The sequence below is a fragment of the Klebsiella sp. KP20-425-1 genome, assembly GCF_025813515.1.
GTDB classification, from domain to species: domain Bacteria; phylum Pseudomonadota; class Gammaproteobacteria; order Enterobacterales; family Enterobacteriaceae; genus Klebsiella; species Klebsiella pneumoniae.
The window spans coordinates 17,468-39,735 of the sequence record NZ_CP109615.1 but is presented as its reverse complement, the minus strand read 5'-3'; the positions used below and the strand labels follow the sequence as shown (position 1 = coordinate 39,735).

General features: G+C 51.6%; 20 protein-coding genes and 1 pseudogene. 10 read left to right on the top strand and 11 right to left on the bottom strand.

Annotated elements, in window-relative coordinates; translation table 11 throughout:
- Window positions 1-11: 11 nt before the first annotated feature.
- Complete coding sequence (locus OHJ17_RS25690; protein ID WP_020314652.1) at window positions 12-1,286, top strand: Y-family DNA polymerase; 1,275 nt, start codon at window positions 12-14, stop codon at window positions 1,284-1,286.
- A gap of 174 nt (window positions 1,287-1,460) precedes the next feature.
- On the opposite strand, the gene OHJ17_RS25685 is transcribed toward OHJ17_RS25690, so the two are convergent.
- Window positions 1,461-1,688: a hypothetical protein gene (locus tag OHJ17_RS25685; RefSeq protein ID WP_020314634.1), complete on the bottom strand. Its 228-nt coding sequence runs from the start codon at window positions 1,686-1,688 to the stop codon at window positions 1,461-1,463.
- 44 nt (window positions 1,689-1,732) lie between these two features.
- Window positions 1,733-2,374, bottom strand: coding sequence for a ParA family protein (locus OHJ17_RS25680; protein WP_223289725.1), 642 nt, complete (start codon window positions 2,372-2,374; stop codon window positions 1,733-1,735).
- An 889-nt stretch (window positions 2,375-3,263) separates the two neighbouring features.
- Between OHJ17_RS25680 and OHJ17_RS25675 the strand changes: the two genes are divergently transcribed.
- Both OHJ17_RS25675 and OHJ17_RS25670 read left to right on the top strand, forming a co-directional pair.
- Complete coding sequence (locus tag OHJ17_RS25675) at window positions 3,264-3,782, top strand: hypothetical protein (protein ID WP_088903439.1); 519 nt, start codon at window positions 3,264-3,266, stop codon at window positions 3,780-3,782.
- A 252-nt stretch (window positions 3,783-4,034) separates the two neighbouring features.
- Window positions 4,035-4,631 carry a recombinase family protein gene (locus OHJ17_RS25670; RefSeq protein WP_032635043.1) on the top strand — a complete coding sequence of 199 codons (597 nt, stop codon included), beginning with the start codon at window positions 4,035-4,037 and terminating at the stop codon, window positions 4,629-4,631.
- 105 nt (window positions 4,632-4,736) lie between these two features.
- On the opposite strand, the gene OHJ17_RS25665 is transcribed toward OHJ17_RS25670, so the two are convergent.
- Window positions 4,737-7,490 carry a TrlF family AAA-like ATPase gene (locus OHJ17_RS25665; RefSeq protein ID WP_075606932.1) on the bottom strand — a complete coding sequence of 918 codons (2,754 nt, stop codon included), beginning with the start codon at window positions 7,488-7,490 and terminating at the stop codon, window positions 4,737-4,739.
- Between the two features lie 307 nt (window positions 7,491-7,797).
- Here OHJ17_RS25665 and OHJ17_RS25660 point away from each other — a divergent pair, with 307 nt between their 5' ends.
- Window positions 7,798-9,012 carry a type II restriction endonuclease gene (locus OHJ17_RS25660; RefSeq protein ID WP_148237948.1) on the top strand — a complete coding sequence of 405 codons (1,215 nt, stop codon included), beginning with the start codon at window positions 7,798-7,800 and terminating at the stop codon, window positions 9,010-9,012.
- A 34-nt stretch (window positions 9,013-9,046) separates the two neighbouring features.
- Here OHJ17_RS25660 and OHJ17_RS25655 read toward each other — a convergent pair whose 3' ends face one another.
- Window positions 9,047-10,480, bottom strand: coding sequence for a DNA cytosine methyltransferase (locus OHJ17_RS25655; RefSeq protein ID WP_075606933.1), 1,434 nt, complete (start codon window positions 10,478-10,480; stop codon window positions 9,047-9,049).
- Between the two features lie 378 nt (window positions 10,481-10,858).
- Here OHJ17_RS25655 and OHJ17_RS25650 point away from each other — a divergent pair, with 378 nt between their 5' ends.
- From OHJ17_RS25650 to OHJ17_RS25640, 3 genes are all read left to right on the top strand, one after another.
- On the top strand, window positions 10,859-11,479 hold the full coding sequence (locus tag OHJ17_RS25650; RefSeq protein WP_020314642.1) for a recombinase family protein: 621 nt from the start codon (window positions 10,859-10,861) through the stop codon (window positions 11,477-11,479).
- Between the two features lie 19 nt (window positions 11,480-11,498).
- Window positions 11,499-11,762: a hypothetical protein gene (locus OHJ17_RS25645; protein WP_088903441.1), complete on the top strand. Its 264-nt coding sequence runs from the start codon at window positions 11,499-11,501 to the stop codon at window positions 11,760-11,762.
- Between the two features lie 124 nt (window positions 11,763-11,886).
- Window positions 11,887-12,840, top strand: a complete 954-nt coding sequence (locus tag OHJ17_RS25640; protein ID WP_020314639.1) for an Rpn family recombination-promoting nuclease/putative transposase — start codon at window positions 11,887-11,889, stop codon at window positions 12,838-12,840.
- Here the strand turns inward: OHJ17_RS25640 and OHJ17_RS25635 are convergent.
- From OHJ17_RS25635 to OHJ17_RS25620, 4 genes are all read right to left on the bottom strand, one after another.
- Entirely contained in the window at window positions 12,837-13,448 is a 612-nt protein-coding gene (locus OHJ17_RS25635; protein ID WP_020804876.1) for a DUF2913 family protein, read from the bottom strand. The genes OHJ17_RS25640 and OHJ17_RS25635 overlap by 4 nt on opposite strands.
- A gap of 317 nt (window positions 13,449-13,765) precedes the next feature.
- Window positions 13,766-14,044: a hypothetical protein gene (locus tag OHJ17_RS25630; protein ID WP_020314648.1), complete on the bottom strand. Its 279-nt coding sequence runs from the start codon at window positions 14,042-14,044 to the stop codon at window positions 13,766-13,768.
- Between the two features lie 37 nt (window positions 14,045-14,081).
- Complete coding sequence (locus OHJ17_RS25625) at window positions 14,082-14,468, bottom strand: HNH endonuclease (RefSeq protein WP_223289724.1); 387 nt, start codon at window positions 14,466-14,468, stop codon at window positions 14,082-14,084.
- 1 nt (window position 14,469) lies between these two features.
- Window positions 14,470-17,475, bottom strand: a complete 3,006-nt coding sequence (locus OHJ17_RS25620; RefSeq protein WP_001143760.1) for a Tn3-like element Tn3 family transposase — start codon at window positions 17,473-17,475, stop codon at window positions 14,470-14,472.
- A 162-nt stretch (window positions 17,476-17,637) separates the two neighbouring features.
- On the opposite strand from OHJ17_RS25620, the gene OHJ17_RS25615 reads away from it, so the two are divergent.
- The 3 genes from OHJ17_RS25615 (at window position 17,638) to OHJ17_RS25605 (ending at window position 20,455) form a co-directional block, all read left to right on the top strand.
- Window positions 17,638-18,195 (top strand): recombinase family protein, encoded by a 558-nt coding sequence (locus OHJ17_RS25615; protein ID WP_001217881.1) that lies wholly within the window; start codon window positions 17,638-17,640, stop codon window positions 18,193-18,195.
- A 122-nt stretch (window positions 18,196-18,317) separates the two neighbouring features.
- A complete protein-coding gene (locus OHJ17_RS25610; RefSeq protein WP_013213985.1) occupies window positions 18,318-19,298 on the top strand; it encodes an IS481-like element ISKpn27 family transposase in 981 nt (326 codons plus the stop codon).
- Window positions 19,299-19,573: 275 nt separating this feature from the next.
- Window positions 19,574-20,455, top strand: coding sequence for a carbapenem-hydrolyzing class A beta-lactamase KPC-2 (locus OHJ17_RS25605; RefSeq protein ID WP_004199234.1), 882 nt, complete (start codon window positions 19,574-19,576; stop codon window positions 20,453-20,455).
- 249 nt (window positions 20,456-20,704) lie between these two features.
- Here OHJ17_RS25605 and OHJ17_RS25600 read toward each other — a convergent pair.
- From OHJ17_RS25600 to OHJ17_RS25590, 3 genes and pseudogenes are all read right to left on the bottom strand, one after another.
- A pseudogene (locus OHJ17_RS25600) lies at window positions 20,705-21,568 on the bottom strand (IS1182-like element ISKpn6 family transposase); the annotation flags it as partial.
- A 121-nt stretch (window positions 21,569-21,689) separates the two neighbouring features.
- A complete protein-coding gene (locus OHJ17_RS25595; RefSeq protein WP_013213987.1) occupies window positions 21,690-21,986 on the bottom strand; it encodes a transcriptional regulator in 297 nt (98 codons plus the stop codon).
- A 45-nt stretch (window positions 21,987-22,031) separates the two neighbouring features.
- Window positions 22,032-22,187, bottom strand: coding sequence for a hypothetical protein (locus OHJ17_RS25590; RefSeq protein ID WP_013213988.1), 156 nt, complete (start codon window positions 22,185-22,187; stop codon window positions 22,032-22,034).
- Between the last annotated feature and the right edge of the window lie 81 nt (window positions 22,188-22,268).

Here is a 22,268-nt window from a genome sequence, read left to right as displayed (position 1 = left end):
GGAGTACCGGTATGTTTGCCCTGGCTGACGTCAACAGCTTCTATGCCAGCTGCGAGAAGGTCTTTCGCCCGGACCTGCGCGACAGGCCGGTGATAGTCCTCAGCAACAATGACGGCTGCGTAATCGCACGCAGCCGCGAAGCCCGCGCCATCGGTATTCCGATGGGCGCCCCCTGGTTTAAGGTGAAGGGACTGGCGGAAAAGCATAACGTGGCCGTGTTCTCCAGCAATTATTCGCTGTACCACAGTATGTCAGAACGGGTCATGCGTTGCCTTGAGGCGCTGGCGCCGCGCGTGGAGCAGTACAGTATCGATGAGATGTTCCTCGACGTCGCCGGCATCGACAACTGCGTGGATTTTGAGGATTTTGGGCGCCAGTTGCGAGAGTATGTGCACCGCCACACCGCGCTGACCATCGGCGTCGGTATGGGACCCAGCAAAACGCTGGCAAAATCAGCCCAGTGGGCTTCCAAAGAGTGGCCGCAGTTTGGCGGCGTACTGGCTTTGACCCCGGATAATCCCCGCCGGACAGAGAAACTGCTTTCACTGCAGCCGGTGGAAGAAATATGGGGTGTTGGGCGCCGGATCTCGAAGAAGCTGAACACAATGGGGATCACCACAGCACTGCAGCTGGCGCGCGCGAATCCAGCATTCATCAGGAAGAATTTCAACGTGGTGCTGGAGAGAACCGTCCGGGAACTCAACGGAGAAAGCTGTATTTCGCTGGAAGAAGCGCCTCCGCCAAAACAGCAGATAGTCTGCAGCCGGAGTTTTGGTGAACGCATCACGGAATATGACGCAATGCGCCAGGCTGTCTGCCAGTACGCGGAGCGTGCTGCGGAGAAACTACGCAGTGAGCGGCAGTACTGCAGACACATCGCGGTCTTTGTGAAAACGTCGCCGTTTGCCGTGAAGGAGCCTTACTACGGAAACATGGCCAGCGAGAGTCTGCCGTTCCCGAGCAGAGACTCGCGGGATATCATCGCCGCTGCCGTCAGAGCCCTCGGACGCATCTGGGTCCCCGAGCACCGTTATGCCAAAGCCGGCGTGATGCTGAACGATTTCACGCCTGCGGGGGTTTCTCAGTTGAGTCTGTTTGATGATGTTCAGCCCCGGGCAAACAGCGAAGCCCTGATGAACGTTGTGGACGGGATTAATCATTCAGGACTTGGGAAAGTCTGGTTTGCGGGACGAGGCATCGCTCCTGACTGGCAGATGAAGCGAGATTTACTGTCGCCAGCATATACCACAAGATGGGCGGACATTCCGTCAGCAAGGCTCTGTTAAAAAACAGCATGAAGTCATGAAGTCATGAAGTCATGTTTTTTCAGGTTCGCTCAAACATATGTGTCATTATCGATGAAGTGCAAAACCGAGGGTTTCTGGAGCTAGAGACAGGCTTAAAAAATCGCATGAAAGAATGACATCATGAAAAACCACTTTCATGATGTCATGCTAACATTATTTCATTTTATTTCTGTACATGTCATACCCGGCAAGGAGCATATCGGTCATCGAGATCCCCTGCTCTGCTGCATATGCCTTCATTTCTTTATGTTTCGACACCGGAACTTTGATTTGGATAGGTTTGACAGCCGAATCCGGAACAGCCCCTTTTCCGGTAACATCCAGTGTCGGTTCGTCCTCTTTCGGGGGCTCAATTTTAATTGATTTACCAGGGCCTTTCATAAACTTCCTCATGCTCAGGGTAATGATATCGTTAAATCATGCTATCATGAATTAATTATATCATGAATCTCTTCAATCATTTGTTTTGCAGTCTCATTCAACGATTTGAATGGCGTTTCATGTAATGCCCGTCCAGTATCAAGAGCTTCGCCGTAACTGGTTTTGAAGGGGATGACTGTATTGATTACTTTATAACCCCACGCTTTGATTGTTTCCTGAGCTTTTTCGCCCTGCGATTGAGATGGTGATTTAGAAACGATAAAGACAATCTTGCTCTTATCAATCCCCTTCTTTATCAATTCACGAGCCAGTTCAAGTGAGGGTTCAAGATCATCAATAGTAGTCCCCGTGGTAATAATGACGAGGTCAGATTCATCTGCGACATCCAGTGACGTTGTCTCTGCTGCAGGGCGCCCATCGATGATCAGCAAATGACAGCTATCTTTCATCCTGACAGCAGTTTCAACCCGGCGGTAAAGAGCACAATCTATCGGGCTTAGCCCACTTTTCTCGCGTCGTTCTGTCCACTTCAGTGAGGTTTGTTGTTTGGTGTCTATATCAGCCAGATGCGTCTTCCATCCAGCTTCTGAAAATCCAACAGCAAGCGTTCTAGCTTCGGTGCTTTTTGAACCACCGCCTTTCTGACCAACGATCGATATAACCTTTCCCATGGTATCACCCTTCATTAAATCATGATTTCATTATCAAGTTCTACAACTAAGCTAACTATGACATAGCTGAGGTAAAGGAACAACATTAAATCATGATTTAATGATTTCAGTAAAACATGCAAAACAATAATGACTTAAATTACAATAGCATAAAAATAAATGAAATCATGATTTAATTATAACATGATTTCATTTATTGAGTAACTAAGGCGACCTGACTTGTCCTGACATAGAAACCTCCGCTACTAAACGTCCCCCCAAAAAAAAGCCGCATTAGCGACTCTGTTTACGGATGAATAGTTCTATGAAGCATCAATTGCCAGGCGGTACATTTCAGCCGATATCCTGTGCCTTGTGCAATCAATCGTTAGATCACGACCTCTACCATGCTTGGCTATTCCACCACCGTGTTAAATCGAAACCGCGAGTCAGCTCGGAAAAGCGAGGGGCTGGACAAGCCTGGAGGGCGCGTTAGCCTGACACATTAGGGTATATCCCAGAGTGACTGGCAGACGCGATCTACGGGCTTATGTATAGGCATTACTGTCGGCACTGTTTCTAATTTTTTGATGAATGAACCTTTATATTATTGAAAGGCTCTAGCTTTACATTTAAGAGACTCTGCTCACCAGACGTATCTCGGCTGAATAATTTTCGATATCCAAATAGACCCCTATTTACTGTTCTCGCTCCATTCTGAGCTGCTAGGTCGCGCAGCCAGTACTGGCTCCCCCGATAACCTGCTCCCGGGCTCCCTTCTGCTTCTCCAGAGCATGGTAGTTGGCATAGCTGAGGACAATTTTTTCACGTTCAACTGATTAATTCTAGCTAAAAAACTAGTTATGTAATATAACTATAATTCATAGCTAATTTGTATATCATCCACGCTTACAGGAGAGAGAATATGTACGTAAAACCCACAGATGTTTTATCCCCCAGAGGCCATGTAGAGGTGCTAGATGTGCTTTACGATGCGGGCGAATGGGACGTGTCCGTCGCCCGCATTAACTACCGGGACGAACTGAACCAGCCCTTCAGCGAATGTACCGGCATACGCTGGAATGGTAATCTGGATGAGGGTAGTAAAGGTATGCCGCTGTCGCGGGGATATCCCGTGTGGTTTGTAATCCCCAAGGAGTTTGCCGCGTGTATTCAGGCTAGAGCACTGGAGCTCAACACCGATAATATTCCTGCGGTCATTGCCGAAATTAAAATGAAAGTCGAGTCTGAGCGCGCATCGAACCCTAACACTAACATGTTGGAATACAAAACAGCGCGTCAGCTGTCAGAAACTGACGTCGATGCGATACTGGGCGGTCTGAAAGACGTCGGGATTTTTGAGGCTTTCACGGAAGGCGCCCATACGATCGATATCAACGGTGTTCACACCCTGATGCTGATGTTTCCGGCCAAAAGAAAATAGGCAAGTAGAAAAATCGGATACCAATATAAACTGGTTGGGCAGGGAGGCATTCAGTGCTGACTTTGCCAGCCAGCCACAACTTATGTGGTCACAATAATATTACTTTAAGTGGAACACATAGAGCATACAATATGGGATGTACAAAACCGACCGGTTTCGTACATGTAAGATATAGTATGTCCGAAAGTTAGTGTTTTTAGTTTCGGACATGCGCTATAATAAGTACATCCATTTCGTACATAAAATAACTATATGTCACGAGTTTTTGCCTACTGCAGGGTATCGACCCTCGAACAGAACACTGAAAACCAGCGTCGTGAGATCGAAGCGGCCGGCTTTTCCATCAGACCCCAGCGACTGATTGAAGAGTACATAAGTGGTTCAGTCGCGGCTGCTGAACGCCCTGGATTTATGCGTCTCCTTGATCGAATGGAAAACGGGGACGTTTTAATCGTAACGAAGCTGGATCGCCTCGGGCGAAACGCCATGGATATCAGAAAAACCGTTGAGCTACTTTCTGCGTCAGAAATACGGGTACACTGCCTGGCGCTGGGAGGGGTAGACCTCACCAGTCCGGCCGGAAAGATGACAATGCAGGTAATCTCGGCGGTTGCTGAATTTGAGCGCGATCTGCTACTTGAACGTACACATGCTGGTATTGCGCGGGCTAAGGCATCCGGAAAGCGTTTCGGCCGCCCGCCGGCTCTGGATGACGAACAAAAGAAAGCGGTGTTCTTGCGTCTTAGTGAAGGGAAGAGTATCAGCGCGATCGCCCGCGAATTTGACACCACACGGCAGACCATTTTAAGAGTGAAAGCGATAATGGAGGACGCTGATGCTCGTTCATGAGTTGCTTTTCTGAGTATGTCTGCTTTGTGCCAGGAGCAGACATTAACGACCAAGCATTGGCGGCAATTGAGCTCAGCGCAATTGCCGTTCAAGTGCAACTCCGTTCTATGTGATTGCTGCATTGATTCGTTTATATCTTTGGGTAAAGGCCTCTCTGCCACCTTCCATCACTCTGCATATCTCATCGCGTATGGAAGGTTCTTGAAGACCCCCTTGCGTCACAATTCTGGTTTGGCCAGACCGAATATCAAGGGCAATGACGTTTTCCGCATCACCATTCACGACGATGTTAGCGTTGTGCGTGACTACTAAAACCTGCCGTTTTTGTTTGATCTCACGCAATTGCGTTACGATCAGATCATAGATCAAGTGGTTATCAAGATCATCCTCAGGCTGATCAAGTATAAGAGGCTCATTGCCATATGAAAGGATAAATGCAAGGAGAGCCGCCGTTTTTTGCCCCGGAGATCCTTGCTCTACGGGTTTGAAACTCTCGCCGTTCTTGAGGCTATATCTGATATCCAGAGAATCACCAGGAAACCAGCACTGAATTCGATCTATCTGTTCCGGAGTTAGCCCCTGAATGTGGGATACAAAACGTCGATCTTTGCAGGAATCCACCGCCACAGTATCGTTTTCATGGATTGCAAGTAGCGATGATTTTATTTTCTCAATTTTATCATCCATAGTATTGGATTGGTCTTGCGTTAAATAAGCCAGCAAGCCCTCATCCCCGTCAACAACTCCAATGTCGCGGTCAAATCCGCCACTACTGCGGCCGATCAGGTTACGGAATTCTTCCTCAACCGTAAGCTTGTTTCCAAACGGAATGACATTGATCTGTACATATGAATTGCCGACGAGGGTATCCTTGAGAAAGTCCTCACGGAGCTTGGTTATCAATGCTCGATGCTCATGGAGCTTGACCAAGTATTCTTCCGCGCTCTTCTGATGCTGCGCAAGAGTTTCTCTCTTTTTGTCGAATCCCTTGAGCTTATCTTCGAAATCTTGTCGCTGCTTAACCAGAACACCATATGCAGATGGATCACCTGCGTCTGCTGCGCTGAGTTGACCGAGGAGGCCGGTGTATTCATGGCTCGCCGCTGTAATTCTTTTCGATATTCCCAAGTCTGACCGAGTTTGATTCCATGAGTTCTTTACATCATCAATCCGCTGCGCGATCGAGTTCATCTCTGTCTGAAGCTTCTCAAACGTCGCACGGATGCCCTTGATGGTATCGAAGAGTTCTTTGTCATCCGCATTCCCAATGTCGAAATATTGTAGATCCAATTCTGCTGGCAGCAGTCTTCCAGAAATATCTCGGACCTGTTCGGCGGAACCCTCCCAAGTCGTTACCCAAGAGTCCATAGCCTTACTCTGGTTCTGTCTGAGTTGGTAAGCCTTAAGGACATCCGCGTGGCCCGCCTTTTCAAAAACATCGAGTTTGCGTTTGACGTCTTCAAGCTGACCTTTGGTTACCGATTCCTCCTGAAGCCCGGTCTGAACTTCACGCTCTTGGGCGCGAAGCGAGAAATATTTGGAAACCAGTTCATCCCACTTAAGCTGCCAATCACGATGATTGACCACCGCGGCATCATCGACAACTTGCAAGAGTGCTTGGGGATGCTTTGCCAATTCGAATATCTGTTTCTGGCTGTAAATCCTGACAGGAAATCGTTGTGCTATGTCTCCCTCGGAAGCACACCAGACTCCGGGAGCGGTCTCTTCCTCGATGCTGTATATGTCGTCGGTATTAGACCAGGTGATTCGGAAACGGCCACCGTCTTTTCGAAAGCCTACAGTTATTTTCGTGGAATCTTTTAACAGCCCTTCATCTTGGCGGTCTTTCGAAGTTTGACTGTATTTGGTAAATTCCTTTTCAAGGCTCTTGGGGATTTCTCCCTTTCGTTTAAGAGCAATCCGCAGGAATTCCAACGATGTCGATTTCCCAGTGCCTCGTCCACCAATGATAGTGTTGAGCCAGGGGTTCAGTTGACAAGATAAAGATTGCCCTCGCCCTAAGTACTTCGCATCATCAACCACGATACTTTCGATGGCAAGTTGTCCATGGATATTGGGGTCACCAGTGAAGTTGTCCGACCGCTTCAGTGAAAGAGCACCATCAATGAGCGCCAGCCGTAATCCGTCATAAGATGGCTCCGACATTTTTACCCAAGTGAAATGGCTACCCGGATAGCGTTGATTTCCGGTACCGGACGGATGATGGGAATCGGTTCCAAGAATCTCTGCCCAATTCAAATTCTTGCTAATGTAGAGCTGCGGTTTTGCTTTAGCAAGGTCCGTTACCTCCATAGCAAAAACACATTTGTTGTCAAGCACCTGCTCTAGTGTGTTGCCCGTACAGACCGTAAAAAGTCCGCTAACCTGATCTACATGAGCAGGTATTGCAAGCCCTCCTGACCTAGCAATTTCGTCGATCACCTCAACTGCCGAGCATTCAGAGCAGCCGTCGCTCTTTCCTTTGGTGGCGCGATACCTGACCGCACCAAGCAGTGAGTCGATATCAGAGGTTGTCTTGTCTTCTCCGAAAATGGCCAGAATATGGATATTCCCCTGAACAGTAAGCTCAACACCAGGGAATAAGTAGAGTGGTCGATAATCTTCATGACTCTCAGATGCCAGTTCCTTGAGTGCATGCTTGAGCGGATCAATCCAAGCGCCTGAATTATGGTCCGTGACAGCGACACAATCGATGCCTTGTCGCATGTAGTTGAGCAGCCAATCTTTATGAGTGATCTGCATATACTGGGCCTGATTAGGGCCTTTTCCATAATCGTCCGATGCCGGAGTGTGATTATGGAAGTCGAATTTCCACCACCGAGAACCAATCCAGTTCATTTGTACCGTTCCTATTCTTTTTATTAGTGCGGCTGCGCGAGGTCGCTAACTTTGCAAACTAGATTACCTTGTAAGGTTGGGAAGTCCAACGTCCGCTGTTCGCTCATAGCGGACTTTAGCCAGCTGCAGGATTTGACCTTGCATTGCACCATCAGAATCTGGCGAGCCGTAGGAGCCCAGAAGGATACTTTTCTTTTTTCTGATTACAGTCGGTTTCAGCTGCAGGCAGAGCATCTACAAAAGCCTTCCTAGCAGCTTCTGTCTGACTGTGGAAAAATGACGAGTTGAATTTCAGGACAACAGAGGGATATGTATGTCGGCTTTTCATAACTGGCTACTTGAGATCGCAGGCGGGAATTACTTCGTTTACATTAAACGCCTTTCCGCCAATGACACTGGCGCAACAGGCGGTCATCAGGTCGGGCTTTATATCCCTTCTGGTATCGTTGAGAAGCTATTTCCGTCTATCAACCATACCCGTGAGCTCAACCCTTCAGTCTTTATCACAGCACATGTGTCATCACATGACTGCCCGGACAGCGAAGCCCGGGCAATTTATTACAACAGCCGTCATTTTGGTAAAACCCGAAACGAGAAGAGGATTACACGCTGGGGAAGAGGCAGCCCGCTTCAAGATCCTGAAAATACCGGAGCCCTGACTCTTCTGGCTTTCAGGCTTAATGAGCACGGCGGGGACAGTACGGCTGTCGACATCTGGGTCTGCGTCAGCCCTGATGAAGAGGACATTATTGAGACGGCTATTGGTGAAGTGATCCCCGGAACGCTTATATCCGGGGCTGCCGGGCGAATCCTAGGCGGCCTGTCTCTGCAGCAAATGCCCGTTAATCATAAATACACTATCCCGGAGGACTGGCAGCAGCGCTTTCCGTCCGGAAATGAAATTATTGAGTATGCCGCCGGCCATTATGTGAAAAATTCCCTTAATCCGGATGAGCAGCTTATTGACCGTCGGCGCGTCGAGTACGACATTTTTCTGTTGGTTGAGGAACTCCATGTTCTGGACATAATCCGGAAAGGATTTGGCTCCGTGGATGAATTCATTGCGCTGGCCAACTCTGTCAGTAATCGTCGTAAATCCCGGGCCGGAAAGTCACTGGAGCTGCACCTGGAGCATCTCTTCATTGAGCACGGGCTACGGCACTTTGCTACGCAGGCAGTTACGGAGGGCAATAAAAAACCTGACTTCCTTTTCCCTTCCGCAGAGGCTTACCACGACGCCGAATTTCCCGCAGAAAATCTGCGTATGCTGGCAGTTAAGACCACCTGCAAAGATCGCTGGCGCCAGATACTGAATGAAGCCAACAGAATTTCTCCGGTTCATCTGTTTACGCTGCAGGAGGGCGTATCACAGGCACAGTACAGAGAAATGCAGGCGGAAGGGGTCAGGCTGGTCGTGCCGTCGTCAATACATAAAAAATACCCGGAAGCGGTAAGGGCAGAATTAATGACGCTGGGCGCCTTTATTGCCGAGCTCACAGGGCTTTACGCCGATCTTGCTTAAATAATCTCCCGGCATACCCTGCCGGGAGGTGCACTCAGATGTTATCCACCTTCCCAGCACCGGCAGAAACGGCTTTCAGAATGTAAGGCTCCAGCAGTCTCGCAACCGCTTCAAACACAGGAACCACTACGGAGTTACCGAACTGACGGTAAGACTGCGTGTCCGACACCGGAATACGGAAAGGCCTGCCGTCGGGCTTCTCGAAGCCCATGAGGCGCGCGCACTCACGCGGCGTCAGCCTGCGTGGCCGATGCGCCTGATTTTCTTCGTTCGCGAAATCTGTTTCACCCGTAGCCATATCCCAGCCACGATCAATCAGAATTTCAGATCCGTCTTTGTGATAGCGGGCAGAAAGCGTACGGGCAACGCTTTCCCTGTTTTCAGGGTTTACCAGGCCAAAACCGAAGCCGTTCCCCTTAGCCGCGTGCTTTTTGGCGTAGTTGTAAAGGTACTCCCAGAGCTTTGGCGTCAGGATATATTTGCTGTCCACCACTGGCTCCAGTAGTTCGCCAAATGACGGCCGCTGTTCCGGATAAAAACGACTGACATCCCGCAGGGTAAAACCCTGGTGAATATTCAGATCGCGGCGGAAACCAACCAGCACGATACGTTCACGGTGCTGAGGCAGGAAATGCTTTCCGTCGATGACTTTAGGATCGCTTTTGCCCATGTCAGCCGCATCCGCCACTTCATAACCCAGCTCGTCCAGGGTCTCCATAATGACTTTAAAGGTTTTACCCTTGTCATGGCTCTTCAGGTTTTTAACGTTTTCCAGCACAAAGACAGCCGGCTTTTTGGCGCGGATAATGCGCGCGACATCAAAGAAAAGGGTTCCCTGCGCTTCACATTCGAAACCGTGCGCCCGGCCGAGTGAGTTTTTCTTACTCACGCCAGCAAGGCTGAACGGCTGACAAGGGAAACCAGCCAGAAGTACATCATGATCCGGCACATGCTCGTCAATGTAGGCATAGGCATCAGTTTCTGGTACTTCAGGTTTGTCACTGAGCGTAACTTCCCGGATATCGAGATTAAACGTGTGTGCCTGCTCATCGTTAAACCAGTTGGCTTTATACGTGCGCACAGCCTCTTTATTCCATTCACTGGTAAAAACGCACTGGCCACCGATGGCTTCAAAGCCTTTTCGTATACCGCCAATGCCGGCAAACAGGTCAATAAACCGGAAAGCATAGTCCGGGTGATGCGCTGGCGCTTCCGGCAGCATTTTTCGCAGAAGAGCCTCTTCGGCTGACGTCAGCGACTTAGGTGAACACTTACCATTAATCCAGCGATTAAGAGTCTCGCGAGTCCACTCGTTTTTGCCGACTTTCCTAAGTAACTCGGCCACGTACTTCTGATCATAGATTTCCAGCACCTGCTCAATTAGCTTTTTATCATTTTCCTGCCGGAGCTTTTCGTCTATCTCTGCTTTCTCAAGCAGATCCTGCGCCAGTAATTCAAATTCAGACATAATGCCTCCAATGGGTCTTATAGGTGAAACTTTATCACTCATCTGACCCAGAGGGAAAGGTTTAATCTGGATATTTAAACAGTACCAACCATCGATAGCTGCTGTTTCTAAAAAGCACCTTAAGTGAGGCTTGGAACGGGAAATGGCTTCTTTACATAGTGATATGAGATTTATTAAGAGGGGAGTTAAGCGATCTTTACAATCGATCACGCTACGTGAATTCTGCTTAAAATTCGGCAGGTATGGCATAAAGCGGAGAAAATCGGCCCAGTATACTTTATATGTACCACCCAAAAAGATACCGGGTAATTTTATTGTGACTACTTAAGTGATACCATGATGAGCAGTACCACTTAAATGTTACCATCAGGACAAAAAATGTTCGTTTTTGGGTATCTCCGGGCATCCACTTCAGAGCAGGATGCCAGCCGGGCAAAAAATGTACTGAAGGCGTTTGCAAACCAACATGGCCACCGTATTGCTGGCTGGTATATCGATAATGTCTCCGGTACGACAATGAACCGCCCTGAACTGATCAGGCTTCTTGGTGATGCGGAACCTGGTGATGTGATCCTCATTGAACAGGTCGACAGGCTCACTCGCCTGGATGATGCAGGCTGGGAGACACTCAGAAAGCAAATTACAGACAAGCAGCTGGCCATCGTCAGTCTTGATCTACCGACCAGCTATCTGGCGCTATCCAGCACAGTAAGTGATGACTTTACCCGAAGCATGCTGAAGGCCGTAAATGGCATGATGCTGGATATGCTGGCCGCTATTGCCCGAAAAGATTACGAAGACCGTCGACGTCGACAGTCAGAGGGTATCAGTAAGGCGAAAGCAGAAGGAAAATACCGGGGCAGGGTGGCCGATGCGCAGAAACACGAACTGATTCGCACTCTGCGCCTGGTCAATGGAAAATCGCTGCGAGAAACAGCTCGCCTGGCTGGCGTTTCTAAAATGACTGTGATCCGGGTCTGCTCCAGCGCTGATAAATAACGTTTACAAAGGAAGTAAGATGAAAACAAAAAAGATACCCCTGGTAATTTATACGGTAATCGTTGCAGGACTCACTATTCTGGGAACGCGACTCTACGACTCCGTTTCGGACACAACAGATCCTGCCATTGCAAATGGTCCCTTCTGGGCTGGATTGTGTGTGAAAACGGACAGTAAAGATGGAATGAATGAATTAATTTGTTCGAATATCAGGATTTTCGTGAAAGCCGAAGATTATGATCGCTCTGTTCGCAAACGTGAGTTGTCCGGCATCCCTGAATGATTGATATGCGAGAAGACTGACTGAGCGGCCTTACAGGAAAGAAAAACATCATCATCCGCCAGGCCATTATGTGCCGCTCGTGCCTGTGATAGCATATCCGGGTCAATTTTCAGAGCCAGGGCTGATGAAGAAGAAAAACAGCACACCCACTCCTCACGATGCTACGTTCAGGCAGTTTCTGACGCAACCGGATATTGCCCGGGATTTCATGGAGCTGCACCTCCCGGCAGAGCTGCAGGCCATCTGCGACCTCAGCACACTGAAACTGGAATCCGGCTCGTTTATTGAGGATGATCTCCGCCAGTATTTCAGCGACGTTCTCTACAGCCTGAAAACTACCGCCGGGGATGGCTACGTTCACGTGCTCATTGAGCATCAGTCCTCACCCGACAAACATATGGCTTTTCGCCTGATACGCTATGCGGTGGCCGCCATGCAGCGACACCTGGAAGCTGGCCATAAGAAGCTGCCACTGGTGATACCGGTCCTTTTCTATACCGGTAAACGCAGCCCGTATCCGTACTCCACCCGCTGGCTGGATGAGTTTGACGACCCGATTCTGGCCGGAACACTCTACAGCAGCGCTTTCCCGCTGGTAGACGTCACGGTCATTCCGGATGATGAAATCGCCGGGCATCGCAGTATGGCTGCCCTGACCTTGCTGCAGAAACATATTCATCAGCGCGATCTCGCTGAACTGGTTGACCGCCTGGCGCCCATTTTGCTGGCCGGATATCTGTCTTCATCACAGGTAGTATCGCTGGTACACTATATCGTGCAGGCAGGTGAAACATCGGACGCCGAAGCCTTTGTACGCGAACTGGCACAGCGTGTGCCGCAACACGGAGACGCCCTCATGACGATCGCACAACAGCTCGAGCAAAAAGGTATTGAGAAGGGTATCCAGCAGGGGATCGAGCAGGGCATCCAGCTGGGTGAACAACGTGGTATTGAAAAAGGCGAGCGCGAAGCTACTCTTAAAATTGCCCGTACCATGCTGCAGAACGGCATTGACCGCAATACTGTCATGAAAGTGACCGGTCTGACGGAAGAAGACCTGGCGCAGATCCGCCACTAATCCCCCTTTCCTGGCACTCCCTGTCCGGCCATCAGTGAATACTGGTGGGGCAGGGAGGCACCAGACTCAGGCTCTGCCTGCCAGCCACAGCGATTTAACAGCTTCATTACCCCTGCTACGCTCCCTGTCAGACGTGCTGTCAGCGGATTTGTCTGCTGGCCATTGTCGTCAAAAGCGGCATCGAGGTTTGTCCGTAAGAGATAAACGCCGTTTACTCCAGGATTGAGTACCAAGGCATATCGCCCGGCCCATTCTCTGTCGCTCATTACGCGGTAATTCCAGCCCATGTCTTTCGCTGTTTCCAGCGCATACGTCAGCCGGAACATGTCGTTCTGTTCAGTCAGCTCGCCGCTGCAGGAGCGCCAGACATAGTCCAGTTTGTCGGCCAGTTTTGCTCTCACACCCAGCAAACGCCCCTGATTCAGTAACCATTCGATATCGGGTGTAACATCGCGCGGAAATCGCCGCTGTTTCAGCGCTGTCGCCAGCCAGCGGGTGAGAAAAAGGTTTTCCTGTGCAGGAGACAGCTCTCCCTGCTCCTTTCTGGCCAGTGCCAGCGCGACAAGTGCGCACCATGCCAGATGCCCTGTTTTGTGTGTCAGCGCCACGCGGACTCACTCCCTTTGGTCTTATAGTGGTCAGTCAATATAGTGACAATTATGACAGGTAAGCCTGTTCAAAAGACAGGCCTGACTGTCATTACGGGAGGGACTGGCGCGCCATACAGCGTTCTGAAGGGACCGTGCCTGATTGCATAAAAAAAGCCAGCGTGAAAGGCTGGCCGGACACAATTGTGGTTCGTCAAAGGGAGCAAATCCCCGGAGTGTGGGACAGACACAATGCATCCGGTGAGAAGACTGTAGTCGTGGACTGCAGGAATGCCACTGCTGAAATAAAAGAATTATTTCAGCAATTCAGCCACTCATCACACGGACCCGGCTCTCAGCTGCCAGGTTACCCCACCAAAACAGGTCACGCCGACCACCTGCTCCCACGTTTCCTTCTGCTCCAGCTGCTTCTCCAGCGCATGAAAGTCTGCATGACTGAGCACGATATCTTCCCGCTCCCCGGGTGACTCCAGAATATACCCCTCGGGTATCCGTGCTGACGATTCAGCGGCCTGTCGTGACGATATACGCCAGAAGGTTTTGATGCATCCTCCGCGAGTGAGGGCATCGAGGATGATATGTTCAGCAACGCGCATGCAGAGCTCCGGTTAACAGTATTTCAAATGCCGGCATTCAGCCGGAGGGCCTCATCATGGCGCGTAATTCCTCAACGGACAACGGCTTTGCCTCATTGCCCCGATGAATCATGGCATGGCAGTTCGGGCACAACGGGACCAGCTCGTTGACCGGGTCAATCTGATAGTCAGGTCCGAGTGTTCTCAGCGGCCGGATATGATGAACGTGGATAAATCCTTTCCCGTGCTCACCCCAGGTTTTCTCAAAATCGAATCCGCAGCACTGACAGACGGCACCATGATACGCGATACAGGCCCGCCGTGCGGCCGGGTCGCGTTCATACGCGTTGATGGTGATGGATTTTGTGGCGCCCTCAATATAGCTACCGGCGACGGACAGCTCTTCGGGATAAGGGGTCTGACGCTCAGTGGAACGAAAACTCACGTTAAGCAACGTTTTCTGCCTCTGACGCCTCTTTTAATGGTCTCAGATGTCCTTTGGTCACCAGTTCTGCCAGCGTGAAGGAATAATGGCCGAGCATATTGATATGTCCGTGGCAAAGCGGGGAGAGGCGTGCGATATCTTCATCATTCAGTGTTTCACCCTGCGCCCGGAGATGATCCAGGGCTGCCTGCATATAAATAGTGTTCCATAACACGACGGCGTTAGTGACCAGCCCCAGTGTGCCCAGTTGATCTTCCTGACCGTCGGTATATCGTTTTCTTATCTCACCTTTTTGACCGTGACAGATGGCTCTGGCAACGGCATGGCGACTTTCTCCCCGATTAAGCTGGGTCAGAATGCGCCGGCGGTAATCTTCATCATCAATATAATTAAGCAGATACAGCGTTTTGTTGATGCGCCCCACTTCAATGATTGCCTGAGTCAGTCCGGAAGGACGTTCACTTTTCAGCAATGAACGGACCAGCACTGAAACCTGTACTTTGCCCAGCTTCAGGGAGCCAGCGGTCCGGATCATTTCGTCCCACTGAAGGACTATTTTTCGGGGATCTGATTGCCCTCTGGCAATATCATTCAGCACGCCATAGTCGGCATCATGGTCCATTCGCCAGAAAACCGAAGCACCGGCATCAGCCAGGCGTGGAGAAAACTGGTATCCCAGCAGCCAGAAAAGGCCAAAGACAAGTTCGCTGGCACCTGCTGTATCGGTCATAATTTCGGTTGGATTCAGCCCGGTCTCCTGTTCCAGAAGACCTTCCAGCACAAAGATAGAGTCCCTCAGCGTCCCCGGTATAACGATGCCATGAAAGCCGGAATACTGATCGGACACAAAGTTGTACCAGGTGATCCCTCTGTTATTACCAAAGTATTTGCGGTTCGGTCCGGCATTGATTGTTCTGACTGGCGTAACAAAGCGCATTCCATCTGCAGATGCCACTTCTCCTCCACCCCATATCTGTGCCAGTGGCAGCGTTGCCTGAAAATCAACCAGTCTGGCATTAGCGCTGGTGATAGTTTCAGCCCGCAGATAGTTCGCTTTTGTCCAGTTCAGCCGGTGTCGGGTCAGTGCAGGAACATTTGATCTGATCAGTGGTTCCAGACCGATATTGCAGGCTTCAGCCATCAGCACGGCGCTGATGCTGACGGGCAGATCATCAACTCTGGCACTGGCTTCACTAGCATGGAAAAACTCATCAGCAAATCCGGTATGGGCGTTAATTTCGAGCAGCAACTCCGTTAAATCCACCGGAGGGAGTAGATCACTGATCATTTTGCTCAGTCGTTTCAGACTGTCCGGCTCATCAAGACTGGCGAGGGGAGAAATTGTCAACCGGGGCTTCGGGCCAGAAACATCGAGTTCGACAGCCTCATTTTCGCAAAGACGTGCAGCAACCTGTCTGTAACGACTATCAAGCTGATGACCCAGAGATTTTATTGCTTCCTGCGGGTCTGTCGGGTGCCCCAAAGAACGATAAACCTTAATCCGGTTTGCCTGCCAGTCAGCACCCTGTAGTAATCTTGCACGAGGATCTCCCCACCGGTTACTGCCGGTAACGTAGACATCCCTCCGCCTCAGACTATCCTGCAGTTTACTGAGAAAGCAGAGCGTGTATCCCCTGCGGGTGATATGTTTTTCCTTGTTAATCACCAGCCGTTTCCATGACCGACTGATAATTTCCGTTGGTGCGTCGTCAAAAAACTGCCGCCGTGAGCTGAACTCCCGGCTGAGGTAGTCACAGGCATTCAGAGTGGTAACCCCGGCAGGTGCGGATGAAAATTTAACGGTATTCAGCAGATGGGGCAGGAAACGACGAACGCGCCCGTACTGCTCCACCATTTCTTCATGAAAATTATCGTCTGAGGGCCGGGCAATTTCACGGACAAGCGTGATGATTTCAGCCAGCTTTTGCCTTGGGATGTAGCTGAACACCTCAGCACGAATCGATTCGTCCGGTGTTTCTTCTTTCAGCAGGTACGAACATGCGCTGGCGAGCGCCAATGCAGATTTATCCAGATCCTTCAGCGAGCGGAGCCGTTTTTTCTGCCCAATCTTTCTGGCGTCACGGATGATAACGGCCAGCATGGCGTCCAGAACGTCCAATGCATCATCCAGCGCCAGCGTTTCCCATGCAAGGACAAAGGCAACCAGAACCGCCATCCTTTTCTGCGGTGACATCCTGGCAATATTGAACACCGAAGTCATACCAGCATAACGTGCGAGATTTTTCAGGCGCACAGCCGGGAGTGTACTCAGGTTTTCAGCATGCAGGCCAAAATCGTTCAGAGTTTTCCAGCGTTCAATTGCTTCATTAAACGCCGGACCACTGATGGTCACAGGGCCCTTTTTCAGTGATTCCAGTAAAGACAGGCGGCTGCAATCAGTTGGCCCCAGCAGCATCTCCAGCTGTGAACGCTGTTCGGCTGACGGTATCAGTGCCAGTTTGTTCCACAGGCGCAACGTCGCCTTTTCCCTTACCTCTGAAATCAACCGGGTCAGCGTAGTGGCTCCGGGGAGAATAATACGATGTTGCATAAGCCACCCTGTCGCCAGATCGAAAAGCAGGCCAGGACGTTCGTTGCTTATCCAGCTCCGGGTATATAAAAGACGGGTAAGGCGAAATGTCCAGGGCCAGGCAAATTCACGATACTGATAGTGCTGACGTATCAGCGCTGCATGCTCACGGCGGGTATTTTCCCTCTGACCGTATTCTGCAAGAACGGTGATATCACGAATCCCGAGCTGTCTGGCGGTAAAATGCCGGACGCCGGAAGGAATATGATTCATATCGGTGAGGAAGGTGCCCAGAAAACGGACACATCCAATTTGCAGGGCAATGCCCAGACGGTTGTGATCACCTCTGCTTTTTCCGATAAATTCCTTGTCTGCTTCATCAAGGTGAAAATATCGTGCCAGCTGAAGCTCATCCGGTTCACCGGTGAATCTGCCATAGCTTTCAGTCTGCTCAGTGGTCAGAAAGTCAACGGGCATATCGGCCTCCCTGCCTGACGGGCATTTAGTAACATTTTTCCAACCGTACGAAATGTTATAAATTATCAGACATAGTAAAACGGCTTCGTTTGAGTGTCCATTAAATCGTCATTTTGGCATAATAGACACATCGTGTCTGATATTCGATTTAAGGTACATTTTATGCGAATTTTTGGTTATGCGCGGGTCTCAACCAGCCAGCAGTCCCTCGATATTCAGATCAGAGCGCTCAAAGATGCAGGGGTAAAAGCTAACCGCATCTTTACCGACAAGGCATCCGGCAGTTCAACAGATCGGGAAGGGCTGGATTTGCTGAGGATGAAGGTGGAGGAAGGTGATGTCATTCTGGTGAAGAAGCTCGACCGTCTTGGCCGCGACACCGCCGACATGATCCAACTGATAAAAGAGTTTGATGCTCAGGGTGTCGCGGTTCGGTTTATTGACGACGGGATCAGTACCGACGGTGATATGGGGCAAATGGTGGTCACCATCCTGTCGGCTGTGGCACAAGCTGAACGCCGGAGGATCCTAGAGCGCACGAATGAGGGCCGACAGGAAGCAAAGCTGAAAGGAATCAAATTTGGCCGCAGGCGTACCGTGGACAGGAACGTCGTGCTGACGCTTCATCAGAAGGGCACTGGTGCAACGGAAATTGCTCATCAGCTCAGTATTGCCCGCTCCACGGTTTATAAAATTCTTGAAGACGAAAGGGCCTCGTGATACGCCTATTTTTATAGGTGTCTGGACTCGTGGGATCATGTACCCATGCGTAGCTGGCCGCTCTTCAAGGCCAGACACGTTTTGCGTACACTGTTCCAATCCGACTCTTCACTGGCAACTCGATGACCCAGGCACTGCACAGCCAAGCCCGTACTACCCACCTGATCCGTGAGGAAATCAGGAACTCGACGCTCCCGCAGGCCGAACTGGCCAGGATGTACAACGTCACCCGCCAAACCATCCGAAAGTGGCAAAACCGCGAGTCTCCTGAAGACAAGTCGCATGCGCCGAACAAGATGTACACGACGCTCACGCCCGAGCAGGAGCTCATCGTGGTGGAGCTGCGCAAGACGTTGCTGCTGCCCACGGACGACCTGCTGGCGGTCACGCGCGAGTTCATCAATCCAGCCGTCTCGCGTGCCGGCCTGGGACGTTGCCTGCGCCGCCACGGTGTCTCGGATCTACGTAACCTGGTCGAGCAGGAAGGCACTGCGCCCGCCACGAAAAAGACCTTCAAGGACTACGAGCCGGGCTTTGTGCACATCGACATCAAGTACCTGCCGCAGATGCCCGACGAGACGGCAAGGCGCTATCTCTTCGTTGCCATCGACCGTGCTACGCGCTGGGTCTTCATCGAGCTCTATGCCGACCAGACCGATGGCAGCAGTGGCGACTTCCTCAACAAAGTCCAGCAAGCCTGTCCCGTCAAGATCGTCAAGCTTCTGACCGACAACGGCAGCCAGTTCACCGACCGCTTCACGGCTGGCGGCAAGAAGAAGGAACCCAGCGGCACACACGTGTTCGACCGCCTGTGCAAGCAGCTCGGCATCGAGCACCGGCTCATCCCGCCTCGTCATCCGCAGACCAACGGCATGGTGGAGCGCTTCAACGGTCGTATCAGCGACATCGTCAACCAGACCCGTTTTGGTTCAGCTGCCGAACTGGAATCGACGCTGCGCAATTACGTCAAGATCTACAACCACAGCATTCCGCAACGCGCGCTCCAACACAAAACACCCGTTCAGGCGCTCAAGGAATGGCATGAAAAACGCCCTGAATTGTTCAGGAAACGCGTGTATAACCAGCCGGGTCTTGACATATAGGTTAATGTCATGATAATAATGGTTTCTTAGACGTCAGGTGGCACTTTTCGGGGAAATGTGCGCGGAACCCCTATTTGTTTATTTTTCTAAATACATTCAAATATGTATCCGCTCATGAGACAATAACCCTGATAAATGCTTCAATAATATTGAAAAATGACTTCTTAACGTGAGTTTTCGTTCCACTGAGCGTCAGACCCCTAATCCCAGCTGTAGCGGCCTGATTACATCCGGCCGCTACACCTAGCTCCACCTTCAAACAAGGAATATCGTTGATGTCACTGTATCGCCGTCTAGTTCTGCTGTCTTGTCTCTCATGGCCGCTGGCTGGCTTTTCTGCCACCGCGCTGACCAACCTCGTCGCGGAACCATTCGCTAAACTCGAACAGGACTTTGGCGGCTCCATCGGTGTGTACGCGATGGATACCGGCTCAGGCGCAACTGTAAGTTACCGCGCTGAGGAGCGCTTCCCACTGTGCAGCTCATTCAAGGGCTTTCTTGCTGCCGCTGTGCTGGCTCGCAGCCAGCAGCAGGCCGGCTTGCTGGACACACCCATCCGTTACGGCAAAAATGCGCTGGTTCCGTGGTCACCCATCTCGGAAAAATATCTGACAACAGGCATGACGGTGGCGGAGCTGTCCGCGGCCGCCGTGCAATACAGTGATAACGCCGCCGCCAATTTGTTGCTGAAGGAGTTGGGCGGCCCGGCCGGGCTGACGGCCTTCATGCGCTCTATCGGCGATACCACGTTCCGTCTGGACCGCTGGGAGCTGGAGCTGAACTCCGCCATCCCAGGCGATGCGCGCGATACCTCATCGCCGCGCGCCGTGACGGAAAGCTTACAAAAACTGACACTGGGCTCTGCACTGGCTGCGCCGCAGCGGCAGCAGTTTGTTGATTGGCTAAAGGGAAACACGACCGGCAACCACCGCATCCGCGCGGCGGTGCCGGCAGACTGGGCAGTCGGAGACAAAACCGGAACCTGCGGAGTGTATGGCACGGCAAATGACTATGCCGTCGTCTGGCCCACTGGGCGCGCACCTATTGTGTTGGCCGTCTACACCCGGGCGCCTAACAAGGATGACAAGCACAGCGAGGCCGTCATCGCCGCTGCGGCTAGACTCGCGCTCGAGGGATTGGGCGTCAACGGGCAGTAAGGCTCTGAAAATCATCTATTGGCCCACCACCGCCGCCCTTGCGGGCGGCATGGATTACCAACCACTGTCACATTTAGGCTAGGAGTCTGCGCGGCAGAGCCGTGTGACCGGTTTTCTGTAGAGCACTGACGATGGCGGCGGCGCTCTCTGCAATTGGCAAGGCGTCGGCGCCAAGGATACCAATCTTGCGGCGCGCGGCGTGTTATGACGACTGGGGTGCATTTGAGCCGCCCCATTTAACCTTCGCCCTCACAGATACGCCATTCGCCTCAGATTTAGCGCCATGCAGACGAGCTTCCACTCGGCTTGCACCTTGTCCAGGCCCCTCATGCTGAACTGACGCAATCCCATCACCGCCTTGATCCAACCATTCGGAGCCTCCACGATCGACTTGCGCCGGCGGTAAGCTGCATCGCCTTGCTCCGTTTTCAATTTCGCCGCAATCGCCGCCGTATGCGGATGGGTCTTGGCATTGACCTTGGCATCTTCACGTCCCTCGCGGCCGAGGGCAACGATGACATCGCCGTGGTGATCGGCGACCTTTGCCAGAACAGCCTCACTACGGAATCCCGCATCCGCCAGCGTCTGGGCCGGCATTTCTCCGGTGTTGGCCTGAACTGCTGCCAGCATGCCCAGCAGCGCCTGACTGTCCGCGGCGCAGTTGGTCAACTCCGCCGCCACGATGATCTGGTGCTCGGCATCGACCGCTGTGTACCCGTTGTAGCTCTGCTCGGAGCCACCACCGGCGTGTTTCATGATCCGGCTGTCCGGATCGGTGAAGCTTTCCTGATCACGGTCATCCGGCACACCAAACTCGCGTTTGTACGAGCCACCGCCCTTGTCCGAGCCATCCGGATGGCGAGGCCGGCGGCCATCGTCTTCGCTGCGCCCCCGGGCCTGGTCCGCTTCACGCTGGCGCGCTTCCAGGCGCGCCTTTGCCGCCTGGATCGCCTCCAGGCGCTTCTCGCGGCGAGAAATCTCGGCAGGAATGTCCAGCTCCGGCTCGTTACGCTCCTGGTCGTCGGTAGCCTTGGCGCGATCAAGCAGCGCCTTGATCTCGCAATGCAATTCGTCCTCGGCCGGCTTCATGCGCTTATAGCTCATCGCCTTGTGGTCGCCATGTTTGGCGGCTTCGTATTCAGGTTCTTTAGAGAGATCCTTTAGATCGCCGTTCCTCACTACTGCCGGGAAGTCTCCCCAGGGAGCACGTTCGGCCTTATGTTCGGTCATGGTTTCAATCCCGGTCAGCGTCCCATATAGCCCCGAAACCTGCCAGGTGGGCCAAGATAGACCAGGCACCATAAGCAATAGGGCTAGGGTTGGTTTTGCTCACCCAACGCCTGAAGGTTCGGGTTCCCTTTCCGCTGCCTCTCTCACCAGGCAAACCAACGAGATCAGCGACATCAACGCCACTGAGAGGCTTACTAAGCCCTTTTCGTTGCCTAATCAGCTCCAACACCTCTTTGATTTCATCGGCGGTTGGAGCCTGCCAATCTTCAGCGAACGGCCTAAGCGTTTCAGGTCTAATCATGCGATAAATCCTCAAATAGCCCCGGTCAATGCCGGGGCTTTTTTATCAATGGGTAACGGTCGCGGCGGCCTCCCGATACGCCTTCAGTTCAATCAAGAGCAAGCCAAGCTCCCGCATCTTCATGCGCGGCATATGAACGGGGCGGCGGGCCGTCAGAGCGTCGCCAATGTGTTTTGCAAGTGATACAATATCCGTATTCATCGCGTTTATCCTCAAATTGACCGGTGAAAGCCCCTGTGATTGGTTGCAGCCATACCAGGGGCACCATTTCTTTTTCTACCT

Excerpts from the sequence above, each read along its gene's own strand:
- OHJ17_RS25690 (WP_020314652.1), top strand. The coding sequence starts at position 12 with ATGTTTGCCCTGGCTGACGTCAACAGCTTCTATGCCAGCTGCGAGAAG.
- OHJ17_RS25610 (WP_013213985.1), top strand. The coding sequence starts at position 18,318 with ATGACCCAGGCACTGCACAGCCAAGCCCGTACTACCCACCTGATCCGT.
- OHJ17_RS25595 (WP_013213987.1), bottom strand. The coding sequence starts at position 21,986 with ATGATTAGACCTGAAACGCTTAGGCCGTTCGCTGAAGATTGGCAGGCT.
- OHJ17_RS25645 (WP_088903441.1), top strand. The coding sequence starts at position 11,499 with ATGAAAACAAAAAAGATACCCCTGGTAATTTATACGGTAATCGTTGCA.
- OHJ17_RS25675 (WP_088903439.1), top strand. The coding sequence starts at position 3,264 with ATGTACGTAAAACCCACAGATGTTTTATCCCCCAGAGGCCATGTAGAG.
- OHJ17_RS25685 (WP_020314634.1), bottom strand. The coding sequence starts at position 1,688 with ATGAAAGGCCCTGGTAAATCAATTAAAATTGAGCCCCCGAAAGAGGAC.
- OHJ17_RS25620 (WP_001143760.1), bottom strand. The coding sequence starts at position 17,475 with ATGCCCGTTGACTTTCTGACCACTGAGCAGACTGAAAGCTATGGCAGA.
- OHJ17_RS25590 (WP_013213988.1), bottom strand. The coding sequence starts at position 22,187 with ATGAATACGGATATTGTATCACTTGCAAAACACATTGGCGACGCTCTG.
- OHJ17_RS25640 (WP_020314639.1), top strand. The coding sequence starts at position 11,887 with ATGAAGAAGAAAAACAGCACACCCACTCCTCACGATGCTACGTTCAGG.
- OHJ17_RS25665 (WP_075606932.1), bottom strand. The coding sequence starts at position 7,490 with ATGAACTGGATTGGTTCTCGGTGGTGGAAATTCGACTTCCATAATCAC.
- OHJ17_RS25655 (WP_075606933.1), bottom strand. The coding sequence starts at position 10,480 with ATGTCTGAATTTGAATTACTGGCGCAGGATCTGCTTGAGAAAGCAGAG.
- OHJ17_RS25615 (WP_001217881.1), top strand. The coding sequence starts at position 17,638 with ATGCGAATTTTTGGTTATGCGCGGGTCTCAACCAGCCAGCAGTCCCTC.
- OHJ17_RS25650 (WP_020314642.1), top strand. The coding sequence starts at position 10,859 with ATGTTCGTTTTTGGGTATCTCCGGGCATCCACTTCAGAGCAGGATGCC.
- OHJ17_RS25605 (WP_004199234.1), top strand. The coding sequence starts at position 19,574 with ATGTCACTGTATCGCCGTCTAGTTCTGCTGTCTTGTCTCTCATGGCCG.
- OHJ17_RS25670 (WP_032635043.1), top strand. The coding sequence starts at position 4,035 with ATGTCACGAGTTTTTGCCTACTGCAGGGTATCGACCCTCGAACAGAAC.
- OHJ17_RS25630 (WP_020314648.1), bottom strand. The coding sequence starts at position 14,044 with ATGCGCGTTGCTGAACATATCATCCTCGATGCCCTCACTCGCGGAGGA.
- OHJ17_RS25680 (WP_223289725.1), bottom strand. The coding sequence starts at position 2,374 with ATGAAGGGTGATACCATGGGAAAGGTTATATCGATCGTTGGTCAGAAA.